Source organism: uncultured Winogradskyella sp., assembly GCF_947495255.1.
Taxonomy (GTDB): Bacteria; Bacteroidota; Bacteroidia; order Flavobacteriales; family Flavobacteriaceae; genus Winogradskyella.
This window is the reverse complement of the sequence record NZ_CANLYI010000006.1, coordinates 71960-94390: the sequence shown is the minus strand read 5'-3', so window position 1 is coordinate 94390 and position 22431 is coordinate 71960. Positions and strand designations below refer to the sequence as shown.

The 22431-nt window shown below is 31.3% G+C and carries 21 protein-coding genes; 9 read left to right on the top strand and 12 right to left on the bottom strand.

Annotated features, from left to right (window positions below):
* Positions 1 to 88: 88 nt before the first annotated feature.
* From Q0807_RS10720 to Q0807_RS10705, 4 genes are all read left to right on the top strand, one after another.
* A complete protein-coding gene (locus Q0807_RS10720) occupies positions 89 to 1288 on the top strand; it encodes an acetyl-CoA carboxylase biotin carboxylase subunit family protein (protein WP_299109593.1) in 1200 nt (399 codons plus the stop codon).
* Positions 1289 to 1353: 65 nt separating this feature from the next.
* The gene (locus Q0807_RS10715; protein WP_299109591.1) at positions 1354 to 2115 is read left to right on the top strand and encodes an RDD family protein; all 762 of its coding nucleotides are present in this window, start codon (positions 1354 to 1356) and stop codon (positions 2113 to 2115) included.
* Between the two features lie 101 nt (positions 2116 to 2216).
* Complete coding sequence (locus Q0807_RS10710; RefSeq protein WP_299109589.1) at positions 2217 to 3350, top strand: MBL fold metallo-hydrolase; 1134 nt, start codon at positions 2217 to 2219, stop codon at positions 3348 to 3350.
* 16 nt (positions 3351 to 3366) lie between these two features.
* On the top strand, positions 3367 to 4281 hold the full coding sequence (locus Q0807_RS10705; protein ID WP_299109587.1) for an AraC family transcriptional regulator: 915 nt from the start codon (positions 3367 to 3369) through the stop codon (positions 4279 to 4281).
* A gap of 11 nt (positions 4282 to 4292) precedes the next feature.
* Here Q0807_RS10705 and Q0807_RS10700 read toward each other — a convergent pair whose 3' ends face one another.
* The 5 genes from Q0807_RS10700 to Q0807_RS10680 form a co-directional block, all read right to left on the bottom strand.
* A complete protein-coding gene (locus Q0807_RS10700; protein WP_299109585.1) occupies positions 4293 to 5495 on the bottom strand; it encodes a hypothetical protein in 1203 nt (400 codons plus the stop codon).
* Between the two features lie 5 nt (positions 5496 to 5500).
* Complete coding sequence (locus Q0807_RS10695) at positions 5501 to 6316, bottom strand: type 1 glutamine amidotransferase (RefSeq protein ID WP_299109583.1); 816 nt, start codon at positions 6314 to 6316, stop codon at positions 5501 to 5503.
* Positions 6317 to 6334: 18 nt separating this feature from the next.
* Positions 6335 to 7429 (bottom strand): carboxylate-amine ligase, encoded by a 1095-nt coding sequence (locus Q0807_RS10690; RefSeq protein ID WP_299109581.1) that lies wholly within the window; start codon positions 7427 to 7429, stop codon positions 6335 to 6337.
* Positions 7430 to 7619: 190 nt separating this feature from the next.
* Positions 7620 to 8972: a DUF4332 domain-containing protein gene (locus tag Q0807_RS10685; RefSeq protein ID WP_299109579.1), complete on the bottom strand. Its 1353-nt coding sequence runs from the start codon at positions 8970 to 8972 to the stop codon at positions 7620 to 7622.
* A gap of 42 nt (positions 8973 to 9014) precedes the next feature.
* Positions 9015 to 9719 (bottom strand): esterase family protein, encoded by a 705-nt coding sequence (locus tag Q0807_RS10680; RefSeq protein WP_299109577.1) that lies wholly within the window; start codon positions 9717 to 9719, stop codon positions 9015 to 9017.
* Between the two features lie 372 nt (positions 9720 to 10091).
* On the opposite strand from Q0807_RS10680, the gene fumC reads away from it, so the two are divergent.
* From fumC to hutI, 3 genes are all read left to right on the top strand, one after another.
* Positions 10092 to 11489, top strand: a complete 1398-nt coding sequence (gene fumC / locus Q0807_RS10675; protein WP_299109575.1) for a class II fumarate hydratase — start codon at positions 10092 to 10094, stop codon at positions 11487 to 11489.
* 32 nt (positions 11490 to 11521) lie between these two features.
* Complete coding sequence (locus Q0807_RS10670) at positions 11522 to 12916, top strand: T9SS type A sorting domain-containing protein (protein ID WP_299109573.1); 1395 nt, start codon at positions 11522 to 11524, stop codon at positions 12914 to 12916.
* 99 nt (positions 12917 to 13015) lie between these two features.
* On the top strand, positions 13016 to 14251 hold the full coding sequence (gene hutI, locus Q0807_RS10665; RefSeq protein ID WP_299109571.1) for an imidazolonepropionase: 1236 nt from the start codon (positions 13016 to 13018) through the stop codon (positions 14249 to 14251).
* A gap of 91 nt (positions 14252 to 14342) precedes the next feature.
* Here the strand turns inward: hutI and Q0807_RS10660 are convergent, their stop codons facing one another.
* On the bottom strand, positions 14343 to 15230 hold the full coding sequence (locus Q0807_RS10660) for a chromosome partitioning protein ParA (RefSeq protein ID WP_299109569.1): 888 nt from the start codon (positions 15228 to 15230) through the stop codon (positions 14343 to 14345).
* 108 nt (positions 15231 to 15338) lie between these two features.
* On the opposite strand from Q0807_RS10660, the gene Q0807_RS10655 reads away from it, so the two are divergent.
* Both Q0807_RS10655 and Q0807_RS10650 read left to right on the top strand, forming a co-directional pair.
* Positions 15339 to 16358 carry a formimidoylglutamase gene (locus Q0807_RS10655; protein ID WP_299109566.1) on the top strand — a complete coding sequence of 340 codons (1020 nt, stop codon included), beginning with the start codon at positions 15339 to 15341 and terminating at the stop codon, positions 16356 to 16358.
* Complete coding sequence (locus Q0807_RS10650; RefSeq protein ID WP_299109564.1) at positions 16348 to 16812, top strand: GNAT family N-acetyltransferase; 465 nt, start codon at positions 16348 to 16350, stop codon at positions 16810 to 16812. The genes Q0807_RS10655 and Q0807_RS10650 overlap by 11 nt, the downstream gene beginning before the upstream one ends.
* Here Q0807_RS10650 and Q0807_RS10645 read toward each other — a convergent pair whose 3' ends face one another.
* From Q0807_RS10645 to Q0807_RS10620, 6 genes are all read right to left on the bottom strand, one after another.
* Entirely contained in the window at positions 16813 to 17526 is a 714-nt protein-coding gene (locus Q0807_RS10645) for a hypothetical protein (RefSeq protein ID WP_299109562.1), read from the bottom strand.
* Positions 17527 to 17557: 31 nt separating this feature from the next.
* Positions 17558 to 18034, bottom strand: a complete 477-nt coding sequence (locus tag Q0807_RS10640; RefSeq protein WP_299109560.1) for a hypothetical protein — start codon at positions 18032 to 18034, stop codon at positions 17558 to 17560.
* 196 nt (positions 18035 to 18230) lie between these two features.
* Complete coding sequence (locus Q0807_RS10635; RefSeq protein ID WP_299109558.1) at positions 18231 to 19928, bottom strand: hypothetical protein; 1698 nt, start codon at positions 19926 to 19928, stop codon at positions 18231 to 18233.
* A 95-nt stretch (positions 19929 to 20023) separates the two neighbouring features.
* Positions 20024 to 20563 carry a hypothetical protein gene (locus Q0807_RS10630; protein WP_299109556.1) on the bottom strand — a complete coding sequence of 180 codons (540 nt, stop codon included), beginning with the start codon at positions 20561 to 20563 and terminating at the stop codon, positions 20024 to 20026.
* A 41-nt stretch (positions 20564 to 20604) separates the two neighbouring features.
* On the bottom strand, positions 20605 to 21840 hold the full coding sequence (locus tag Q0807_RS10625) for a DUF6638 family protein (protein ID WP_299109553.1): 1236 nt from the start codon (positions 21838 to 21840) through the stop codon (positions 20605 to 20607).
* Positions 21840 to 22427, bottom strand: coding sequence for an NUDIX domain-containing protein (locus tag Q0807_RS10620; protein WP_115816708.1), 588 nt, complete (start codon positions 22425 to 22427; stop codon positions 21840 to 21842). Before Q0807_RS10620 ends, Q0807_RS10625 begins: the two co-directional genes overlap by 1 nt.
* Between the last annotated feature and the right edge of the window lie 4 nt (positions 22428 to 22431).

Below are 22431 nucleotides of genomic sequence, written 5' to 3'. Positions count from 1 at the left end.
ACTTAAATTAATTTATAATAATTAACCAAATATATCTTTTCCTCTTAGTTCAAATCGGCTAATTGGTCGCGATGATAAAAACTCAACCATGGCAAAACAACCGCTAAATTTCCTCTGCGTATCCACCTATTTTAAAGGTGAAGATTTTCTAAAAAGTGTAAAAGCTGATGGTAATAATGTCTATTTATTAACCAAGAAAAAGCACGAGCATGATCCTTGGCCATGGGAATCTATAGACGACACTTATTATATAGAAGAATGGAACCAAGAAGATGTTGAAAAAGGTATTGCTTACAAATTCAGAACTATAAAGTTCGATCGCTTTGTGGCCCTAGATGATTTTGATGTTGAAAAAGTAGCACTATTGCGTGAGCATTTTAGAATGCCAGGAATGGGAAGAACCACAGCGCACTATTTTAGAGATAAGCTTGCTATGCGAATGAAAGCTCTAGAAGAAGGTGTTAATGTACCTGAGTTTACAGATTTGTTTAATAATGACACTATCAATGAATATGCAGATCGTGTAAGTCCGCCTTGGTTAATAAAGCCTAGAATGGAAGCTTCTGCTACTGGTATAAAAAAAATACATTCTAAAGAAGAATTGTGGCACGTTGTCAATGATTTAGATAACGAACGTGATAATTATTTATTAGAAAAGTTTGCGCCAGGAGATGTTTACCATGTAGATGGACTAAATGTTGAAGGGAAAGTTGTCTTTTCTAGGGTCAGTAAATATTTAGATACACCATTTGAAGTGGCACATGGAGGCGGAATCTTTAGATCAGCTAGTTCTCAAATTGGTTCTAAAATTGAAAAAGGATTACAAAAAATGAATGCTCAAGTAATGAAGGCATTCGGAATGCAGTTTGGTGCCTCACATACAGAGTTTATACAATCTAAAGCCACAGGCGAGTTGTTCTTTTTAGAAACTTCCTCTAGAGTTGGTGGTGCCAATTTAGCTGAAATGGTCCAATACGCTTCTGGCATCAACCTTTGGACTGAATGGGCAAAAGTAGAATCTGCAAATCTTAAAAAGAAGGTCTATAAACTTCCAAAAGTTAATAATCAGTATGCAGGTATTGTAGTATCATTAAGCCGCTTTGAACATCCTGATACGTCTAGTTTTACAGATAAAGAAATTGTTTGGCGAATGAATAAAGCTTGGCATATTGGTTTAATAGTTGTTTCAGATTCTAGCGAACGTGTATTAGAATTATTAGATCAATATACAAAACGTATAGGTGAAGAATTTCATGCTAGCTTACCTGCACCTGATAAGTCTGAGTAAGAATTTAGTATAAATATTCTATTTATTTTATTACAACCAAAGTTTTATCGTAACCAACAATAGTAATGACAGAAAATCCAAATTACCAATATCAATTATCTAGTAGAAAAAGAAGAATAGCAGCATATATCGTTGATCATTTTGTAATAACATTTTTAATAATTGCCATTAGCTTTTTAGCACTTGGAGCCGATTTTTTAAATGAGCCAGACTTTAACAATATAACAGCAACGCTTTTAGTTGTTATGCTTGTTGGTTTTTTTCTTTATTTTGGAAAAGACTCTATAAAAGGCATAAGTATTGGAAAATGGATTTTCAGAATCATGGTTAGAGATGAAGAAAACCCTGAAGTTGTACCATCCTTTGGAAAACTATTTATCAGGAATATATTTTTAATCATTTGGCCAATTGAATTTATTGTTCTCGCTTCAAGTGATGGAAAAAAACGTCTTGGTGATAATATTGCTAAAACTGTTGTGGTTAAGAACCCTAATAAGCTAAGTAAAACTCCTAGAATTCTTGCTTTAATTGGTACTTTTATAATTTTCATGTCCTTTTTAATTCTATTTATAGGCTCTGCAATGAAAAGTTCTGATGCTTATAAAATTGCCGTTGAAAATATTGAACAAAACCAAAGTATCCTAAAGGAAACAGGAGGAATTAAGGGGTACGGAATTATGCCAACTGGAAGTATTAACATTAATAATGGCTTTGGTGAAGCACAACTAAAAATAAAAGTTCTTGGAAATAATAAGGACGTTAACGTAGGTGTTTATCTCACCAAACAACCTAATGGTAAATGGGAATTGATAGAAATGAGTAACTAATTTCGGCAAAAAGTATTCAATTCTACGCAATTAGAATACAACCATATCCTAATCTTATTCTAATTTTGTTTCAGATTTATTTATTGAATGATTTAAATAAAATGATAAAAAAAATATTAAAACGAATAATGATTATAGCACTTATTATAGTTGGCCTTTTAGTAATAACATACTTTGCGTTTACTAACTTCTACCCTAGTTTTGGAGGAAATATTTCTAAAGAACAAAAATTAGTTTATCAAGAATCTAAACAGTTTAAAGACGGAAAGTTCATTAATAAAAATCCGGTTCCTAAAGATTTAAGTTTTTCAGAAACAGCTAAATTAGTTTATACTTTTTTCACTACAAAAGTACCTAACGGAAGACCTAAAGAGGACTTAAAAACAACCAAACTAGATTCAGCAAGTATTGCAGATTATAAAGGTGAAGCAAGAATGGTTTGGTTTGGCCACTCTTCATTTTTACTTCAAATTAATGGCAAAACGATTTTATTGGATCCAATGTTTGGAAAAGTAGCTGCACCATTAGCAATGCTTGGAGGTAATCGTTTTAATGAAACGTTTCCTTTAGAAATTGAAAAACTCCCAAAAATTGATGCCGTTGTTTTCTCTCATGATCATTACGACCATTTAGATTACGAATCTGTTTTAAAAATTAAGGATAAAACCAATCATTTTTATGTACCATTAGGTATTAGTGCGCACCTAGAAGCTTGGGATATACCTTCTCATAAAATCACCGAATTAGATTGGTGGCAAAACACACAATTAGAGGGTTTAAACTTGGTTTGTACACCAGCACAACACTTTTCTGGCCGTAAGATGAATAATAGCCAAAGCACATTGTGGTCATCTTGGATAATTCAATCTAAAACTGAAAATATTTATTTTAGTGGTGACAGTGGTTACGCTCCACATTTTAAAGAAATTGGTGATAAATATGGCCCTTTTGATTTAGCACTTATGGAATGTGGACAATACAACCAAATGTGGTCTGATATACACATGATGCCTGAAGAAACAGCACAAGCAGGTATTGATGTACAAGCTAAAAAAATAATGCCAATTCATTGGGCAGGATTTAAGTTAGCCTTGCACGAATGGACAGATCCAATTGAGCGTGTAACAAAAAAGGCTAATGAGTTAAACCTTGAAGTTATTACCCCTAAAATTGGAGAGCAAATTATGGTTAAAGATTCTATTAATAACTATACAAATTGGTGGAAAAACCTTTAACCTTATCATTACCAAAATGAAAGAAATCATTACCATCAACAGCATTGCAGATATACACAATATATATGGCTTAGAAAGCCCTAAACATCCTTTGATTTCTATTATCCGTGCGTCTAAAAACTTAGATAACATTGATTTTGAAAATTATAAATTCGCTCTGAATCTTTATCATATTAGTTTAAAAGACAATTGTGCTTTCACCATTTCTAATTATGGAAGAAATTCTTATGATTACCAAGAAGGGTCCATGATTTTTGTAGCACCAAATCAGGTTTTAGAATTTGAAAGACAAAATATTAATACAAATGATACTGGATGGAGCATTGTATTTCATCCAGATTTAATTAGAAAATCTGAACTAGGTAAACGAATTGATCAGTTTTCATTTTTTGAATATGCATCAAATGAAGCTTTGCATTTATCAGAAGAAGAACGACAAACTATTACTGAAATTTCAGAAAAGATAGAAAAAGAATTTAGTCGTAACATTGATGCGCACAGTCAAACCTTAATCATTTCCAACTTAGAATTATTATTAAATTATTGTGTCCGTTTTTACGATCGTCAGTTTTACACCAGAACTAACTTAAACCAAGATATTGCAAGTCAATTTCAAAAACTCCTAAAGGCATATTACAATGAAAACAAACAAGCTGAATTTGGTATTCCGTCTGTAAAATATTGTGGAGAAGCTATGCACATGTCTCCAAAATATTTAAGTGATTTATTAAAAAAAGAAACCGGACAAAGTACACAAGACCATATTCATAAATACATCATAGAGAAAGCAAAAAATAGACTTCTTAATTCTAAAGAAAGTGCTAGTGAAATTGCTTATAGTTTAGGGTTTGAATATCCGCAATACTTTAGTAAAATCTTTAAGAAGAAAACCACAATGAGCCCTAATGAATACAGACAACGTTTAATTTAAAACTATAAAATTTAGTTTTCAAAAAAACCAGTGCTACCACCAACCCAAGTTTTATCCTTGTTATACTTTACACCTACCATTTCACCTTTACTTAAACGCATTAGATTACTAACAATTTCAGTTTTATTGGTTATAGAATTGTGAAGTAGCATCATTCTTATTTCGCATTTTGCAGGATCATCCATAGTTTCAATAACAGGTGCATAAGCTACTTTTTCTTGTAATAAATAGTTGGCTTTATTTGTCACCTTATCAATCATTTCTTTAGTGACATTTATCTCCACACCTGCTCCTGCAAAGGAATACAACGGTTTTAAAACATAATTTTCTAAATCTTTTGGAATCTTTTCTAGTTGATCTAAATAATATGATTTTGGTACATAATCACCTTTTAACAAAGGCATTGTGTATTTACTAATTCTGTAAAACCAATTAGGATGACCAATCCATTCTGCATCAACTTCATCTTGAAAATTGAATTCTGTTTTAAGATCTGTTCTTTGATCTAATTCGTCAAATATAATACGATTGTAAATTTTTATAACTTCAACCTCACTCCCATTTTCATCCAAATAGAAAAGCGTTTTTCCTCGTTTTTTTAAATCGGTAATACAAAGTACTTTTATACCTAACACTTTTGCTGTAGCATAGAAATCTACAGCTGTTGCTTGTTTTTCTGGCTCAATCTCTAAAAGTATAACTTGCTTAGGGTTTGTGTTGCCTACTATTTCATGTTTTAAACGATCTAAATAATCAATAGATGTCATTCCGTTTAAATGTTGAGAAAAACCTTCAGGAATTACATTTCCAAAATGTTGTAAATATTTACGACCTAATAACTCTTGAAAATAATACAATGACGGAAAACCTTGTAATTCAATTAATTTTGGAGTTAACGCTCCATTTTCATCCTTACAAATCCCGAAATCTAGTTGTATAAATTTTGAATGCTCATCTTCATTAGGCACAATGGTAGAAGGGTCAAAAAACGCTCCATTAGTTAATTCTTTAAAATTTGGCTTGTTAATTACAGCCATAATATCATCACAAGCCTCCACTAATTTCTGCTTTAATGCTTTGGGTAAAAAAACAGGTGTTTCAGCGATTTTAAAAGGAACATGGTAATTGTATGTACCATAGATATCCTGTAAAAAAGCTTCATACTTTTCTTCCGAAAAATTAGAATTATAACGGTCTCTGATATTTTTAATCATTATAGCTATGACATTAAAGGTTCCTTAATTTGCATTATAGCATTTTGTATAAACTTAGGTAAAATAGTATTGTAAGTTAATTCAATTTTTTCTGGGTCATCCATACGGTCCATCATTTGGTTGTATTTCTCTTCTCCAAAACTATCAATCACTTTTTTCTTATTCTCTTCTAAACTAAAATAAGCTTCCATACTTACCGGCTCAGCTTCAGGGTGAAATTGTGTACCTACAAATTCTTCAGAAAAGCGAACTGCCATTATAGCACGCTCTAACTCTACATGTGTTCTAATTTTTTCTAAACTCAAAATTGTAGCGCCTTGTTTTTTAAACACTGTTAATTTTGGCTGAATAAGTTGCCAATCTCTAGAATCTACAGCATAAAACGGGTCATTTAGTCCTTCAAAAATTAAATCATTATGACCTTTTTTTGTTTGATGCACTCGTAAAATCCCAAATGATGTGCTTCGTCTTGGTTTTAGTTCACCTAGTTGAAAATAATCGCAAATCACTTGAAATGAATAACAAATAAAGAATACTGATTTTTTTTGATGATTAGACGTTTTATTAAAATCCCAAAGATCCTGCATTAATTGCAAATATGGTGTTCTCCATTCCCCTTCATCTAAAGGACTTCCTGGTCCACCACTTGATATGTAAATATCAAAAGAAGTGTCTGGTATTTCGAGTTTTGCTCTAACATTGAAGATTTGGTAATCAACATCATCATTAAACGTGCTAACAATTTCTCTAATACAACGCAACCCTTGATTGGGTTCGTCATTATTCATATCTAAAATTGCTAATTTCAATTTTTCTTTCATTGGTATTAAGTAGGTATTTTATAATCCTAAAATAGTTTGTTCTGTTATATAGTCAACTACCTTAGTAAGGTCATTTGTTTGTTTAAAAATTTCTAATTGACGGTCTGCTCCTGTTCCATTTTTAATCATTTCATGGATGTATTCAATTTCTTTTCTTGATCCTAAATCATCCACAACATCATCTATAAAATCTAAAAGTTCTAACATTAAAAGTTTAGTATCAACTTCAGCTTCTTTACCAAAATCTATCATTTTACCTTCTAGACCATAACGACTTGCTCGCCATTTGTTTTCGTTTATTAAAGCACGATGATAATTCATAAAATTAAGATTATGCGTTCTTAAATCGTATAATTTAGCTACTAAAGCCTGAATTATAGCTGTGATACAAATGGTTTCATTTACAGTTAACGGTACATCACAAATTCTAACTTCTAAGGTTGGAAAAAACGGATGTACTCTAATATCCCACCATATTTTCTTAGGATTATCTATACAATTGGTCTTAACTAAAAGTTTTACATAATGTTCGTAATGTGCATAATTTTCGAAGATCCCAGGAATTCCTGTTCTTGGGAATTTATCAAAAACCTTTGATCTAAAAGATTTAAAACCAGTATTTCTACCTTCCCAAAATGGTGAATTTGTAGATAAAGCGTATAAATGTGGTAAAAAATAACGCATAGCATTTACGAGATGTATTGCCATTTCTTTATCTTCCATTCCGACATGTACGTGTAATCCAAAAATTAAATTTGAACGTGCTGTATCTTGTAATTCAGTTATAATTTCATCATATCTAGGATTTGGAGTAATAAGCTGATGTTCCCATTTAGAAAATGGATGTGTACCAGCAGCACCAATTTTAAATCCTAAGTCATTAGCAATTCCAGATATTGATTTTCGTAAATATGAGATTTGTTCTCTAGCATCATTAATATCTTGACAAATATTAGTACCAACTTCAACCACTGCCTGATGCATTTCTGCCTTTACTTGATCGTTTAAAATCTTAGCAGCTTCAGAAACAATTTGCTGATCGTGAGAAATTAATTCTCGCGTAACTGGATCAATAATTTGATACTCTTCTTCAATACCTAAAGTAAATTTCATAGCAACATGTTGATATTTGGTTAGATAAAAGCTTTTTAAAGATGATTTATTGCAAAATCTATCATTTTAAAAATAATTGAACTCAAATTCCTTAAATAGGAATTTATTGTCAATTTACTACAAAAGCAACCTTAGTTCAAAAGCATATTACGAACTAAGGTTAACTTTTTATTATAAAGCAGTTTTGCGATTAAGCCTTACCACCATTTAATTCTTCTTGCCATTTCTTAAGCTCATCCCACTTTCCTGAAGCGGCTAATTTTGCTTGTTTAGGCCATGTATCAGTGATATGATTTCCACGTACATCAGCAATGATTTTAGCTATTTTTTCTGATTTAGTTTTAGCCAATTCAGCATAAGTAGCAATACCAGATTTTACTAAAGTCGCTTCAATTTTTGGACCAATACCTTCCACTCTTTTTAGGTCGTCTGCTGTAGTAACTATCTTTTTAACTTGTGCTTTTTTAGTTACAGCTTTCTTAGTTGGCGCTTTTTTCACAGGTGCCTTTTTTGCTACAGGTTTCTTATCAGAAACTTTTTTTACTGAAGCCTTCTTTACAGGTGTTTTCTTTTTAACTACTTTCTTTGGAGCAGTAATTTGGTCTTTTACAAAAGTTCCCCAAGTTAGATTCATTTGACCTTTCTTGTATTGTTTTGCTCTTTCAATTGCCATATCAGCAGCATTCTCTACAATCCACTCAAAATTATCTTGGCCAACAGAATTCACATCCGCATCTGGCGCAGGATTACAGAAATCAATAGCATAAGGAATACCGTCTCTCACAGCAAACTCTACAGTATTAAAATCGTAACCTAAAGCAGTGTTTAATTTAATACAGTAAGCTTCAACTAAATCTAATAACTTTTTATCTACAGGTGGTCCATCAATAACATAACGTAAATGATGTGGATTTCTAGGCTCATATTGCATAATATGAATCTGATTAGTACCTAACGCGTAACATCTAAAGTATTCTGTGAAGTTAATTTCTTCTTGAAGCATCATTACTAAGTGCTCTGTTTCACCATGTTTTCCCCATAAATCCTCAGGACTTTCAACTCGGTAAACACTTTTCCATCCACCACCATCATGTGGTTTCATGTATGCAGGAAAACCAATAGTATCAAACATTTTTTCCCAATTGAATGGGAATTTCATGTTTCTAAATGAATTGGCATCTGTATCTGGTGGACGATGAGAAGATGGTAATATGAAAGTTTTAGGTACAGGTACTCCAATTGATTCTGCTAATGCATTATTAAAAAACTTTTCATCAGCACTCCACCAAAATGGGTTATTTATTACGGCAGTTCCTGTAATAGCCGCATTTTTTAAATACGCTCTATAAAATGGAACATCTTGAGATATTCTGTCAATGATTACAGCATACTCATCTGATTTTGCTTGTTCAACAGTATCAATAGATACAGCTTCTGCAACCATATCCTTAATACCTTGAGCTTTAATTTTTTCGTTAACTCTGTCAATAAATGCCCAAGGGAAAGTATCTTCTTGACCGAATAAAATTCCTATTTTTCTCATATTATAATGAATTAGTTGGTTTAATTAATTAGATAATTTAATTTATATTTTTGATAAATAATGTGGAAACATTTTATTCCATAAAGGCCAATCGTGTTCTGCCCATTTATGCTCATCATACCAAAAAGGTATATTTTTTTCGGTTAAAATGCTAGCCATCTTTTTGTTGGCATCTAAACAAATATCCCATTCTCCTACTCCTAGTACAATTTTCATATTCCATAGATCAGGATGATTGGCTCCTGGTAAAAAATCTACAGGATTATTAAAAAACACGTTATCATCGTAATGATCACCTACAAAAGATTTAATATCAAATGCACCACTCATACTAAACATATGGCTTACACGCTCAGGATGTTTAAACGCAAAATTTGCTGCATGGTAACCTCCAAAACTTGGTCCTGCCACAGCTAACTTTTGCATGCCTTTTTCATCACATATTTTATTAACCACTTCGTTCATTATGAACTCATCGTACCAAGCATGATTTTTAGCACGATCAGCAGGATGAATACCTTTATTATACCAGCTTAATTCATTAATACTATCTGGACAATAAATTTGAACTAAGCCTTGCTCTAAAAACCATCTTACAGATTCTATTAGTTGCATATCTCTGCACTCATTATGTTTTCCCATGGTTGTAGGAAATAAAACCAAAGGATAACCTGCATGCCCAAAAACAAGCATTTCAATATCTTGACTTAATGTTGGTGAATACCATTTAAAGTGTTCCTCTCTCAATTGATTAATTTTTAGTTAGTTATTAAAAATTTAAGTCGGCAAAAATACAATATTTAGTTTAAATAAATTATTCTTCAATACTGAAAACTAAATAGTTAGACAAAAATCACTTAAATGTGCTTCTTAAATATCGTTAAATAAAATGAATATTGTTAGTCATTGACAATTGTTTTTTTGCAATTTTAACGATTACATATATTTATTAGTAAAAATTTAGTAAATCCGTAAAAATTAGAAGCTTGAAAATGAGATAAAATTATCAAGAAAACTTATCAACTGTTTAGCTTAAAAGCTGTTCAAATAAATCTTTAATAATTATCATATAAGACTTACAAAACCCTTAATTTTGTGTAAGCTATAAATATATTACACATGAATTTCCGAATAGAAAAAGACACAATGGGTGAGGTAAAAGTACCTGCCGACAAACTTTGGGGAGCGCAAACTGAGCGTTCTCGCAATAATTTTAAAATTGGACCTTCTGCATCAATGCCACTAGAGATTGTAAACGGTTTCGCTTACTTAAAAAAGGCTGCTGCTTACGCAAATTGCGAGTTAGAAGTTTTATCTAAAGAAAAGCGCGACTTAATTGCAAACGTATGTGATGAAATTTTAGAAGGAAAACACAATGACCAATTTCCGTTGGTGATTTGGCAAACGGGTTCTGGTACGCAAAGTAACATGAACGTTAATGAGGTTGTTGCAAACAGAGCACACCAAATTGCGGGTAAAGTTATTGGTGAAGGCGAAAAAACGATTCAACCCAATGATGATGTCAACAAATCGCAATCATCTAATGACACCTTTCCTACAGGTATGCATATTGCCGCTTACAAAAAAGTTGTAGAAACTACTATTCCTGGTATTATTCAATTAAGAAATACATTACACAAAAAATCTATAGAATTTAATACTGTTGTTAAAATTGGACGTACGCATTTAATGGATGCAACACCTTTAACTTTAGGTCAAGAATTTTCTGGATATGTTTCTCAATTAGATCATGGTTTAAAAGCCTTAGAACATACTTTAGCTCATTTAAGTGAATTAGCTTTAGGAGGAACAGCTGTAGGTACAGGAATGAATACACCAAAAGGATATGATGTTTTAGTAGCTAAATACATTGCTGAATTTACTGGTTTACCTTTTATAACTGCAGAAAATAAATTTGAAGCTTTAGCTGCACATGACGCTATTGTAGAAACACATGGCGCATTAAAACAATTAGCTGTTTCATTAAATAAAATTGCTAACGATATTAGAATGATGGCTTCTGGTCCTCGTTCTGGAATTGGTGAAATTATTATACCAGCTAATGAACCAGGAAGTTCTATTATGCCAGGAAAAGTAAACCCTACGCAATGTGAAGCCTTAACAATGGTTTGTGCTCAGGTAATGGGTAACGATGTTGCTATATCTGTTGGTGGTATGCAAGGACATTATGAACTAAATGTTTTTAAACCAATGATGGCTGCAAACATTCTGCAATCTGCACAGTTAATTGGTGATGCTTGTGCGAGTTTCGAAGAGCATTGTGCTAGTGGTATTGAGCCAAATCATCAAGTAATTAAAGAATTATTAAACAACTCTTTAATGTTGGTTACCGCTTTAAATACTAAAATCGGTTATTACAAAGCTGCTGAAATTGCAAATACTGCGCATAAAAATGGAACAACTTTAAAAGAGGAAGCTGTAAACTTAGGGTATGTTTCTTCAGAAGATTATGACGAATGGGTAAAACCAGAAAACATGGTTGGCACCTTAAAATAAAAGCTATTAATTATTCATTAAAACTATATTATATGAAACACAAATTATTTTTTGCTATTGCTTTAATTAGTGCTTTTTCTTTTGCTCAAACCACGTTTTTACCTAAAGTTACTATTAATACTGCGACAGGTGATGCGCCTTATTCTATTGACACTGGTTTAATTGACAGTGACAATTTTATAGACATTGTAATCGCTACTAATCTCGGCAACACAATAGAATGGTATAAAAATAATGGTGACAACACTTTTACGCTTCAAACTTTAGTTTCTAATGTTTTAGATGGTATTGGAGGCTTAAAACTTGTAGATTTAAACAATGATGGCTACTTAGATATTTTAGCAACAGCATATAATAATGACCGTCTTGTATGGTTTACTAATGATGGTGCAGGAAACTTTTTAGTTCAAAATGTAATTTCTAATAGTGTGTCTGGTGCTTCAGGTATCGATGTTGGAGATATTAATAATGATACCTTCATAGATGTAGCAGTTACAGCTTATGATAGTGGTGAAGTTATTTGGTACTCTAATAATGGAACAGGAACATTTACTTTAGAAACTGAAAAAATTGATAATACTTTAAGCGCACCTGGAGTTGTGAACTTAAAGGACATTGATGGAGATGGTGATTTAGATGCTCTAGTTGTAACCGCTGTTTACTCAGGAGATGTTGTTGAAATATTCAGAAATAATTTAGTGCCATCTGGAACCGTATCTTTTACAAAAGATGCTATTTCTGTTGCAACTGGTAAATTTGGTATGTTCAGCGCTACTTTTGAGGATATAGATGGTGATGCTAATTTAGATATTTTGGCTACTGAAGTATCCTATGGAAATGGACCTACAGGAAATCTATATTGGTTTGAAGATAATGGTTCTGGTTTTACAGAAACTGTTTTTACAACTTCAATCAACAATCCTGCGTTAGCATTATTTAAAGATTTAGATAATGATGGCTTAAAAGATATCGTATTAAGTAGTGGAAAAACAAATGCTGGTAATGATATTGTTTGGTTTAAAAATAATGGTTCGGGAAGTTTTGCTGCTGAAGAAGTTATTGATGCCACCCAAAGTCAAGCATTTGTATATGCCATAGAAGATTTTGATGGAGATGGTGATTTAGATATTGCGAGTTGTGAATATAATCTCGATAATTTAAATTATTTCGAAAATCAGAAAATTGTACTTAGTGTACCAAATTCAGATTTACAGACTATTTCAATATTTCCTAACCCAACAAAAGATTTTTTAAATTTTGAAGGTTTCAATAGTAACGTTAATGTTACTGTTTATGATGTATTAGGGAAACAAGTTTTAGTTAAAGCTTTATCAGTTGGTGAAAAACTAGATGTTTCAAATTTAACTAATGGTATTTACACCATTAAATTAAACGATAAATTATCTACCAAATTCATTAAAGAATAAAGATTTTATTTAAAAATTATCAAAAAAACGCTCTTAAATTGTTATTAGCGTTTTTTTTTGTTCAAAATTTTAACAATCTTTACAAAAACACGAGCTAATATGTCAACCCTTATATTAAATATAAAACAACTCCTTCAAACGCATGAGTCTAACGTTACCATTTTAAAAGGTGAAGAAATGAAAACGCTTTCTATGATTGAGAATGCGTATGTCTACATTGAGCATGATACTATTATTGAATACGGCAAAATGGAAGATTACAGACCTATTGAAGCAAATACTATTATCGATGCTACTGGAAAAATTGTTTTACCATCTTGGTGCGACTCTCATACACATATCGTTTATGCTGGAGATAGAACTTCAGAATTTGTAGATAGAATTAATGGTTTGTCTTATGAAGAAATAGCAAACAAAGGAGGTGGTATTCTAAATTCGGCAAAAGTACTTCAAGAAACCTCTGAAGATGAATTATACAATCAATCGATTAAGCGATTAAACGAATTAATTGCAATGGGAACTGGTGCTGTAGAAATTAAAACAGGATATGGGTTAACCGTTGAAGCCGAATTAAAAATGTTGCGTGTTATAAAACGTATTAAGCAAGAAAGTTTAGCCGTAATTATTCCTACGTTGCTAGCTGCTCATGCTATTCCTTCTGAATTCAAATCAAAAAAACAAGAGTATATAAAATTAATAACTGAAAAATTAATTCCGCAAGCTGCCGAATTAAACATTGCACATTTTATAGATGTCTTTTGTGAAGAAGGCTACTTTGACATTAAAGACACAGAAGCCATCTTAGAGGCTGCAAAATCATATAATCTACGACCAAAAATTCATGTTAATCAATTTAATATATTAGGCGGTATTGCACTTGGCGTAAAACACAACGCTTTATCTGTAGATCATTTAGAAGAATTAAACGACAAAGATATTGAAGCTTTAGAAGGAAGCGACACTATACCTGTTGCATTACCTGGTTGCTCCTATTTTTTAAGTATTCCTTATACACAAGCCAGAAAAATTATTGATGCTGGTTTACCGTTAGCCATCGCTACAGATTACAATCCTGGCTCTGCTCCTAGCGGAAACATGAATTTTATTGTGAGCTCTGCTTGTGTAAAATTAAAAATGACTCCAGAGGAAGCTATAAATGCAGCTACAGTAAATGGTGCTTACGCTATGGGAATTAGCAATATGTACGGAAGTATTACAAGAGGTAAAAAAGCGAACCTTCTCATTACAAAACCAATGAATCATTATAGTGAGATTCCGTATGCTTTTGCTCATAATCCTATTGAGCAAGTAATTATAAATGGTCAATTACTATAATTACCATATATACTTTAAGACAATTTAAAGCAAAAAAAAATCCAGAAGCGAACTTCTGGATTTTTTGCTATCAATCAATTAATATCAACCCTTACTTCAAAGTAAATTCTGAAGAAGAAATTAATGCCTTATCGTTAAATACATTTATTTTATAACGACCTTTTTCGAATTTAGAATCTTCTAACTCATCTATATATTCGCAAATACTTAAGTTTCTGTTTTCGTAGTTAAATCTACTAATTAAGCTGTAGTTTAAAACTTGATCATCAAAGTTTATTTGATCATTTGCACCCAATACATTATTTAAAGGATCAATTACCTGTACGTATAATTCTTTATCACCAGCTTCTGTCAACATATTTTTAGCAACAGTAAAACAAACTTTAAGTTTATCGCTTCGTCCTGCTCTTTCAGTAGGGATTTGTTTTCCACTGCTTCTTTCAATTACTCCCATTCCTACTAATCCAACAGTCTGTAATGCTGCTGCATCTTTAACAACAGTAGATAACTGCGTGTTTTGCACTAAAAGAGAATCTGTAAACATTGTACGCTCTGCTAATTGTACTTGCGTACTATCTAAAGACGTTGCTAAATATTCGTTCTCAACTTTTAAACGATCGTTCTCAGTTAATAAAATCTCCATTTCTTCTTCAAGCGCTTGGTACTTCTTTTTGTATCTCCATAAACTATTAACACTATTCTGAGATATTTTCAAAGAATCCATTAAACCTTGAATACGTTCTCTTGCAGCAATTAGATCTACATTTTTGACTTCACTTTCTGCAATTGCCTCATCATAATCTTTTAGTAAATCATTAAAATTATTCATTACTTGTTGCTTTTCGCTAACTAATAATTTTTCATTTTCTTTCTTTTCATTGTACAGCTTTGATGTGTAAAATGCAGTTCCTAAGAACAATACAATTAATATTGCTAAGCCTACTTTTAATCCTGTGTTTGATTTTTGTGAACCTTCCATAAATTGTTTGGTTTTAAGTATTGTTAATTGTTGTTTTAAATTTTATTTGAGATCAAAGTAATTAAATAAAACTGTATTTTTATTCTATTATTTTAATAATTTATCCAAATGAATCATCTTAATTTATTTACAGAAAAAGAAAAACAACATCTTTTAAAGAAACGTAAAGGAGAATCAAAATTTGGAGAACATATTCAGTTAATACCTAACCTCACTAACATATACGATGATATTGTTAATTTAGACGTTGACTATGTTTTATTTGGAATAAAAGAAGATATCGGTGTTTACGGAAACTTCGGACAAACAGGCACTTACATGGCTTGGGAAGCCACTCTAAAAGTTTTGTTAAATATACAAAGTAACAATTTTACGTCTGCAAAGCGTGTCCTAATCTTAGGTCATTTAGAGTATGCAGAACAACGCGACGCTTTACTTGCATTAGATACATCTAAAAAGAAAGAACTTTCTAAAGTCCGCAAATTTGTAGAAACTATTGATCAAGATGTAACCAATGTAGTATCTTCTATTGTTAAAGCAGGAAAAATCCCAATTGTTATTGGTGGAGGACATAACAATGCTTACGGAAATATAAAAGGTTCTGCTATTGCTAAAAATAAACGAATAAATGTGGTTAATTTTGATGCACATTCTGATTTTAGAGCTGAAGAAGGCAGACATAGTGGCAATGGATTTAGTTATGCTTATGCTGAAGGCTTTTTAAAGAATTATTTCATCTTTGGATTACATGAAAACTATACTTCTGACACCATGTTAAAGAAGATGAAGAAAGTAAAGTCTATAAAGTACAATACTCACGAATCTATTGAAGTTAGAAATGAAGTTGATTTTAAACCTGAAATGAAGTCTGCTTTAGACCATATTTCTGATAAATCATTCGGGATAGAAATAGATTGTGATGCAATTATTAATATACCGAGTAGTGCCAAGACGCCTAGTGGTTTTAGTGTAAAACAAGCCAGACAGTTTGTTAATTATTTTGGAAAGCATGAAAATGCTTCTTATTTACATATCTGCGAAGCTGCACCAACAAAAAAAACAATGTCCAAAGTAGGAAAGCTAATTACTTACCTAATCACTGATTTTATTAGAGCTAATGGTAATTAAAATAATTGATTTTAAACCACAATACACACAAGATTTCTATGATTTAAATATTGAGTGGTTAAAAACGTATTTTTACGTAGAACCTTATGACGAAGACGTTTTAAGTCAACCAGATAAATACATTATTAATAAAGGTGGTTTTATATTCTTCGCTGTTAAAGAAGATAATGTCGTTGGAACTGTAGCATTGATGCCTACCGAAAAATATGGTGTTTTAGAATTAACCAAAATGGCTGTTTTACCAGAGGAACGTGGGCAGAAAATAGGACAACAATTATTACAACATTGCATTGATTTTGGTAAATCTCAAAATCTTAATACACTACTACTCTATTCTAACAGAAAATTAGAAAATGCTATTTATTTATATCGAAAATATGGATTTGTAGAATTACAACTAGAAAAAGATTCACCTTATTTGCGTTCTGATATAAAGATGTTGTTAGAACTTTAATTAATCATCATTATTTCTTTTTCTAAAGCTATAATCTATTTTGTTATTTAATGCTCTATAAAAAACTTTGTAATCCTTGTTTTGGCGTAACAAATTGTTCTCAATATCTGTAAGAGATTTATGTTGCATGCTTATTCGTGGAATATAGATGTCTTCAACTTTTAGATTAAAATCATCAATTAATCCCAGTAACTTTTTAGTTTTAACCAATTCAATCCATTTAAACTTCTTAGCATATGTCCTTAGAATTTGTTTTATAAAAGCACTGGGTGGATGACTATAGCTGTTATATTTATATAACAATTTTTCAATTATTTTATCCATATACAATGTCAAATCAGGACTACCAGATTGATTTACTTCATTTATTGATTTATAAACTAAAACTGAAAACCAATCTTCATCTATTTGTAAATCTGTAATTTTAAAGTAATAGTTGGTATAATAACCTTTAAATAATTTAAAAAAATAAGTTTTAGAATCTAAAACTTTAACAACTTCAATAACACCATTATTAATTAAGTTTAAAATGGTTAATCTAATAGTTGCTTTAGCATTATGACTCCAATCTAAGCTATCTGAAAAATTTAAACCACCAAACTGCAATCTTGGGTATTTACCAATAACGTACAATCCGATGTCTTGGCAATGCACGGATTCAAAATCAATGTTTAGCTTTTCTTCTTTTAAACGTTTTCTTTCGTAGAAACTCAAATTTATACTTTTATGATTATTATATTTTTAACTAATTAAAATCTAACTCCTCTAATTCATCGCAATGCGTGTTATAATCAAAACAAAGAATTTCTAAAGTTTCTAATAACAAACTATTCAATTCCCTGTTATTTGGTTTTAAATTTAAAGCTAAGGTAAACTCAGAATATGCTCCGTGTATTTTTCCAGAACTCAATCTATTTTTTCCCGACTTAATTAAAAAATTAAATGCTGTATTATTTCTAGATTCTCTAAATTCTATTTCTGCATTAATTCTCTTATTTTCATAAGCCGACCATTTTGGAATCATTAAACCTATCAATAAAGAGAAAATGATTAATAAAACTATTGCTAAATTACAACTTCCTTTATTTTCTGATGGTTGTAGTTTAAATTTTCTACTTTTTGATGGCACTGCAGTGAATGAGCCTTTCCTCTGCATAGAAAATGGCTTACGTGGGCGCATCGTATAAATCCATTTTTGCATGCCAAAACCCATGAAACCCATAATATCTTCTTTATAATATAAGTCTATAATTCTGAGAATTTGTTACATGTTTTGTTGATTTCGAAGCATGTTAAGAATGATAAATCAAATAGATTCGTTAACCATAATTCATGGTTTTGAAATACTCTTAACATCAAAGACCTGTCAGGATTTTAAAATCCTGACAGGTCTTTATATTTTTAAAATGAATCGTAAATTATAAACCTTTAGCAGCCTTCAAAGAATCTATCTGACGTTGTAACTTATCAATTGTATCCGTATTATCATCAATTTTAGGAATACTCATTAAAGAATCCATTTGTTGCTCCATTATGTCTTCATCTTTTGGCACTTCTTTATAGTAATAACCAATACCTTCACTCGCTCTCCAAGCTTCATTAAGTTGATTATATACTTCCTCATCCCAGGTACTAGGATGTTTAACATCTATCCAAATTACATCTCTATATTCACTATCTATTAAAACCAAATCTGGCGTTGCAGAACCATCAAACTGTTGTGCGTCAGTAGAACTAATAGAAGATATTGTACCTAAGAAAAACATACGTTTTCTGCCCGCAATTTCTTTTATATAAGGTCTAAACTCAACAGGTGTGCTTGCACTCCAATCGTATTCTTTACGCGATTCTTTCACCTTTAATGGCATAGCAGAAACACCTGCGTAACCTTGTTTTTTAGTAGCATGGTCATAATAATATAATTTGTCTGTACCGTCAGCAGGAATAAATACGCTATAACTTAAACTTGTACGCTCATTACCTACTGGTTCTAATCCAAACCAATGATACAATCCACTGTATGCATCAGAATTTGAACCTACAAAATCAAAATCGGTAACATAAGGTTGTTGATTTTGGTCTTTTGGCATCATCGGAATCTTAACCGCTGTTTCCATATTCCAAGGTAAAGGATCGCTAAATCCACCTAAAAATTTTAAAGATTCTGCTTCAAGTTGGGATACTTTTTCTGATAACGTGTTTTGCTTCATTAAAAACGGATAATTTTTAATTTCATCAGGACTCACAAAAGTGCCTTTACCAATAGTGATACGTTCTAAATAATCATTCATATCGTGTTCACCACTATCAATAATCATAACACCTCCAAAAGAAGGATAAGGAAAAAAGAAGCCTTTCCATTTTATTAAACTCACAACTTCTACCCATTTGCCATCATCATTTTTCATGTAAAACGTATCACTTGGTTCGTAATTTAAAAGCATCCAAGGATTAAAACGTTGCACAACAGCATTGTATGTGTTTCGACTAAATTTTAAAGATTCTCCAATTGAAAATGTAACAGGAATACGGTTTTCATTAGAAAATCTAGGAAACGGTGTTGTACTACTCACGGCAAATACCTCTTCAGTATTATCGCTCATTTGCTGCATGACGTACTTTTCACTTGGCTGTATTGCCATTGTCCATTTATTCTCAGTACCTATTCTTACTAAATGAGGTAAGGATACATCTTTTGTTTCACCAACACTTTCATTGGCCATAGAAAAGACATTTCTAAGTGGTTGAATACGTTCGTTTTGTGTTAGTGGCAATTCGTTAATTTCAACTTTGTTTAAACTGTTGAAAACATTATAAGTTTTCATGTAGTCATACATTTTTAAATGCCAACCTACACCATATAATATTCCGAAAAAGATAATTAGCAAGGCTAACATGCCTAAGCGACCACCTACGCTTTCAGATTTTCTGAATTTTCTTAATCCCAAAATTAAAACCAATAAACTGATAATAATTATGAAAATGTATTTACGTATAAATAACAAAACAGGTTGATAATCGTCTCTAAAAAAGAACAATAACACTAACAATAGTAAAACCACAAAAATTGTGATTGCTTTCTGTTTTCCTCCTTTATTCCAGTATTTTTTAATCATTTCGTATTTTTTGTAATTCTGAATTTAAATCAGAACCTTAAACTTATTTCTTTAATTAATATCGTCTTAAAACTAATTTAAGACCACATTTTATATTACATAAGACCCTTATCTTTCAATCGGTCACGTGCACTTGTTTTGTTAACTTCGGGTTTTGCTTCCGATTGAGACTCCTCGACTCCGCGCGAAGTCTCAGCATCACCCTTTTTATCTTTTGATTCTAACTCTTGAATGAAATCTTTACCTTTTTCTACTGTTTCTTTTACAGCATCCATTAATGAATCACCTTTTTCATCTATTACTTCAGAAGATTTAAACACAAAGTTAGCTAAATATGTACCTAATAATGTCCCAAACATGCTTGATGCAAATAAAGAAATTGTCATTAAATCAATCGGAATTAAAAATCTTGCAATAAGGATACCTGCTAGAAAAAGTACAGCTACATATACCAATCGCATTAAAAAAGATTGCTGGTATAAAAATCCTTTTTTACTATTTGGCGGCATTTGTAATTCCTTAGAATAGAGTATTTTGTTGAAAAAGCGATATACTTTATTGCTTTTAGATTCTCGCCAGTACAATACAATTCCGAATAGAATTGAGGCTATAAATGCTATTATTTCTAGTGACATCAGTTTTGGTTTAAGGTTCTTATAAAGTTAGTCTAAAATTATTATATATTGTTACGGATTCTTTCAATTACCCAATCTTTAAATGAATCATCCCAAGTTTCATAATTTTTATAAAACTGCTCTTTATCATACCAATACAAGAATAAAACATCCTTTGGAGCAATATTAATAAGTAATTTATGAATTAAATCACGATGATTAGAAGACAAGGACGAATGTGGCTGATGCAAAGCAAAATAGAACGATTGATCAACTATATCTTCAATCTTATATGCATTGCTACGCTCAAGTTTTTCGAGATATAACTCAACACTCATTACTTGCTTTCTTTCCTTGATATCAATTTTATTCAAATAACTTTTAAACAACACACTATCATTTAATATGTCTTTAATAGGATGCGCTGTATCTTTTAAAAATTGAGCAAGTACATATTTCTTAATACGTTCGTAATTTGGTGTTTTTACAATATATTCTAAATCGCACTCAATAATAATGTGATCCTTTAGTTTCTCAACTAGCTCTGGTTGTGCGATGTGGTAAATTAAAACATCGTGTATGGTATCTTTAATCGCTTCTTTATAAGCTTCCACATCTTCAAAAACAATAATAAGTTTTATAAAATCTCTTAGCAAGTAAACACCACCAAAAGCCCTAGTGTAAAACGAGTCTGTTGAAAAATGTAAAGGATGTAAGCTTAAATCTCTTTCTCGTAAGTCGCCATAAGTTTTAGCCGAATCTAGTAATTGCTGATGTATTGCTTCGTCTATAAAGTTATTATCAGTTTTAAACTTATCAACTAATTTTAATTGATCTTTCTGAACCTGTTCTAGATTATCAATAAGCCTGAATTTAATATTGATACTATCATATTTTAAAACGTCTAATGGCTCATAAAACACATCAATATTCTGGTCAAAATCTATGCAAATGGCAGAATCTCTTGTGATATCATTAATTTTTTGACCATGCGTTCTAAAGACATGTTGCATCATTTCTTTATCAAAAGAATGAAAAGGCAAATACACAGGTTTTCCCTTTTGTAAAGGTGATATGATTATACCATTTGGATTAGCATCACCATGATTTAGGTAATGCATATTTTCCATTTCTTCCGCAACCTCAGGGCTCCAACCAATGCCATCAATATAAAATGATGTTAGTTTTGTTTCTGTAAAACCAAGCGTTTTTAAGCATTTGTTGTAACGCTCAACTAGTTTTCCACTGATAGAAATAAGTTCGCTTCTGTATAAGTTGGCTTGTTTTAGTTTATTCATTATAATTCAATCAAATTATTGATTTGAGCATATTGCAACAACATAATCGTTTTAGCATCAATAATCTCTTCTGTTTTTATCATTTCTATAGCTTTAGAAAACGTAAGCTCTAAAACTTCAATTTCTTCATTTTCACTTTCTAATCCTCCTCCATCATTAACTTGCATTGCATCACTATATTCCGCAACAAATAAATACATTTTTTCAGTTAAAGCTCCTGGTGATGTGTATGCTGTAAGTACTTGTTTGGCATTACTTATTTTGTAACCAACTTCTTCTTCTGTTTCTCTTATAATAGTTTCTAAAGGGTTATCATTATTATCAATAGCACCAGCACAAGCCTCAATGGACATTGCTTCACTTTTAGTATTCTCATAAATTGGCATTCTGAATTGTTTTGTTAATATTACAGTGCCTTTTTTTGCATTGTACAACAATATTGCTGCACCATTACCTCTATTATAACATTCTCTAGAGACAGATTTCCAATCACCATTCTTAAATTGATATTCATAATCAATTCTATCTAATGTTGCCCATTCTTTTGAGAGGGTCGTTTTTTTTATGCTTTTTAGATTACTATTCATAATG

Coding starts and splice junctions, on each gene's coding strand:
- Q0807_RS10720 (WP_299109593.1), top strand. CDS start 89: ATGGCAAAACAACCGCTAAATTTCCTCTGCGTATCCACCTATTTTAAA.
- Q0807_RS10630 (WP_299109556.1), bottom strand. CDS start 20,563: ATGTCACTAGAAATAATAGCATTTATAGCCTCAATTCTATTCGGAATT.
- Q0807_RS10670 (WP_299109573.1), top strand. CDS start 11,522: ATGAAACACAAATTATTTTTTGCTATTGCTTTAATTAGTGCTTTTTCT.
- Q0807_RS10620 (WP_115816708.1), bottom strand. CDS start 22,427: ATGAATAGTAATCTAAAAAGCATAAAAAAAACGACCCTCTCAAAAGAA.
- Q0807_RS10650 (WP_299109564.1), top strand. CDS start 16,348: ATGGTAATTAAAATAATTGATTTTAAACCACAATACACACAAGATTTC.
- Q0807_RS10705 (WP_299109587.1), top strand. CDS start 3,367: ATGAAAGAAATCATTACCATCAACAGCATTGCAGATATACACAATATA.
- Q0807_RS10690 (WP_299109581.1), bottom strand. CDS start 7,429: ATGAAATTTACTTTAGGTATTGAAGAAGAGTATCAAATTATTGATCCA.
- Q0807_RS10655 (WP_299109566.1), top strand. CDS start 15,339: ATGAATCATCTTAATTTATTTACAGAAAAAGAAAAACAACATCTTTTA.
- Q0807_RS10710 (WP_299109589.1), top strand. CDS start 2,217: ATGATAAAAAAAATATTAAAACGAATAATGATTATAGCACTTATTATA.
- hutI (WP_299109571.1), top strand. CDS start 13,016: ATGTCAACCCTTATATTAAATATAAAACAACTCCTTCAAACGCATGAG.
- Q0807_RS10635 (WP_299109558.1), bottom strand. CDS start 19,928: ATGATTAAAAAATACTGGAATAAAGGAGGAAAACAGAAAGCAATCACA.
- Q0807_RS10625 (WP_299109553.1), bottom strand. CDS start 21,840: ATGAATAAACTAAAACAAGCCAACTTATACAGAAGCGAACTTATTTCT.
- Q0807_RS10685 (WP_299109579.1), bottom strand. CDS start 8,972: ATGAGAAAAATAGGAATTTTATTCGGTCAAGAAGATACTTTCCCTTGG.
- Q0807_RS10715 (WP_299109591.1), top strand. CDS start 1,354: ATGACAGAAAATCCAAATTACCAATATCAATTATCTAGTAGAAAAAGA.
- Q0807_RS10695 (WP_299109583.1), bottom strand. CDS start 6,316: ATGAAAGAAAAATTGAAATTAGCAATTTTAGATATGAATAATGACGAA.
- fumC (WP_299109575.1), top strand. CDS start 10,092: ATGAATTTCCGAATAGAAAAAGACACAATGGGTGAGGTAAAAGTACCT.
- Q0807_RS10640 (WP_299109560.1), bottom strand. CDS start 18,034: ATGGGTTTCATGGGTTTTGGCATGCAAAAATGGATTTATACGATGCGC.
- Q0807_RS10660 (WP_299109569.1), bottom strand. CDS start 15,230: ATGGAAGGTTCACAAAAATCAAACACAGGATTAAAAGTAGGCTTAGCA.
- Q0807_RS10700 (WP_299109585.1), bottom strand. CDS start 5,495: ATGATTAAAAATATCAGAGACCGTTATAATTCTAATTTTTCGGAAGAA.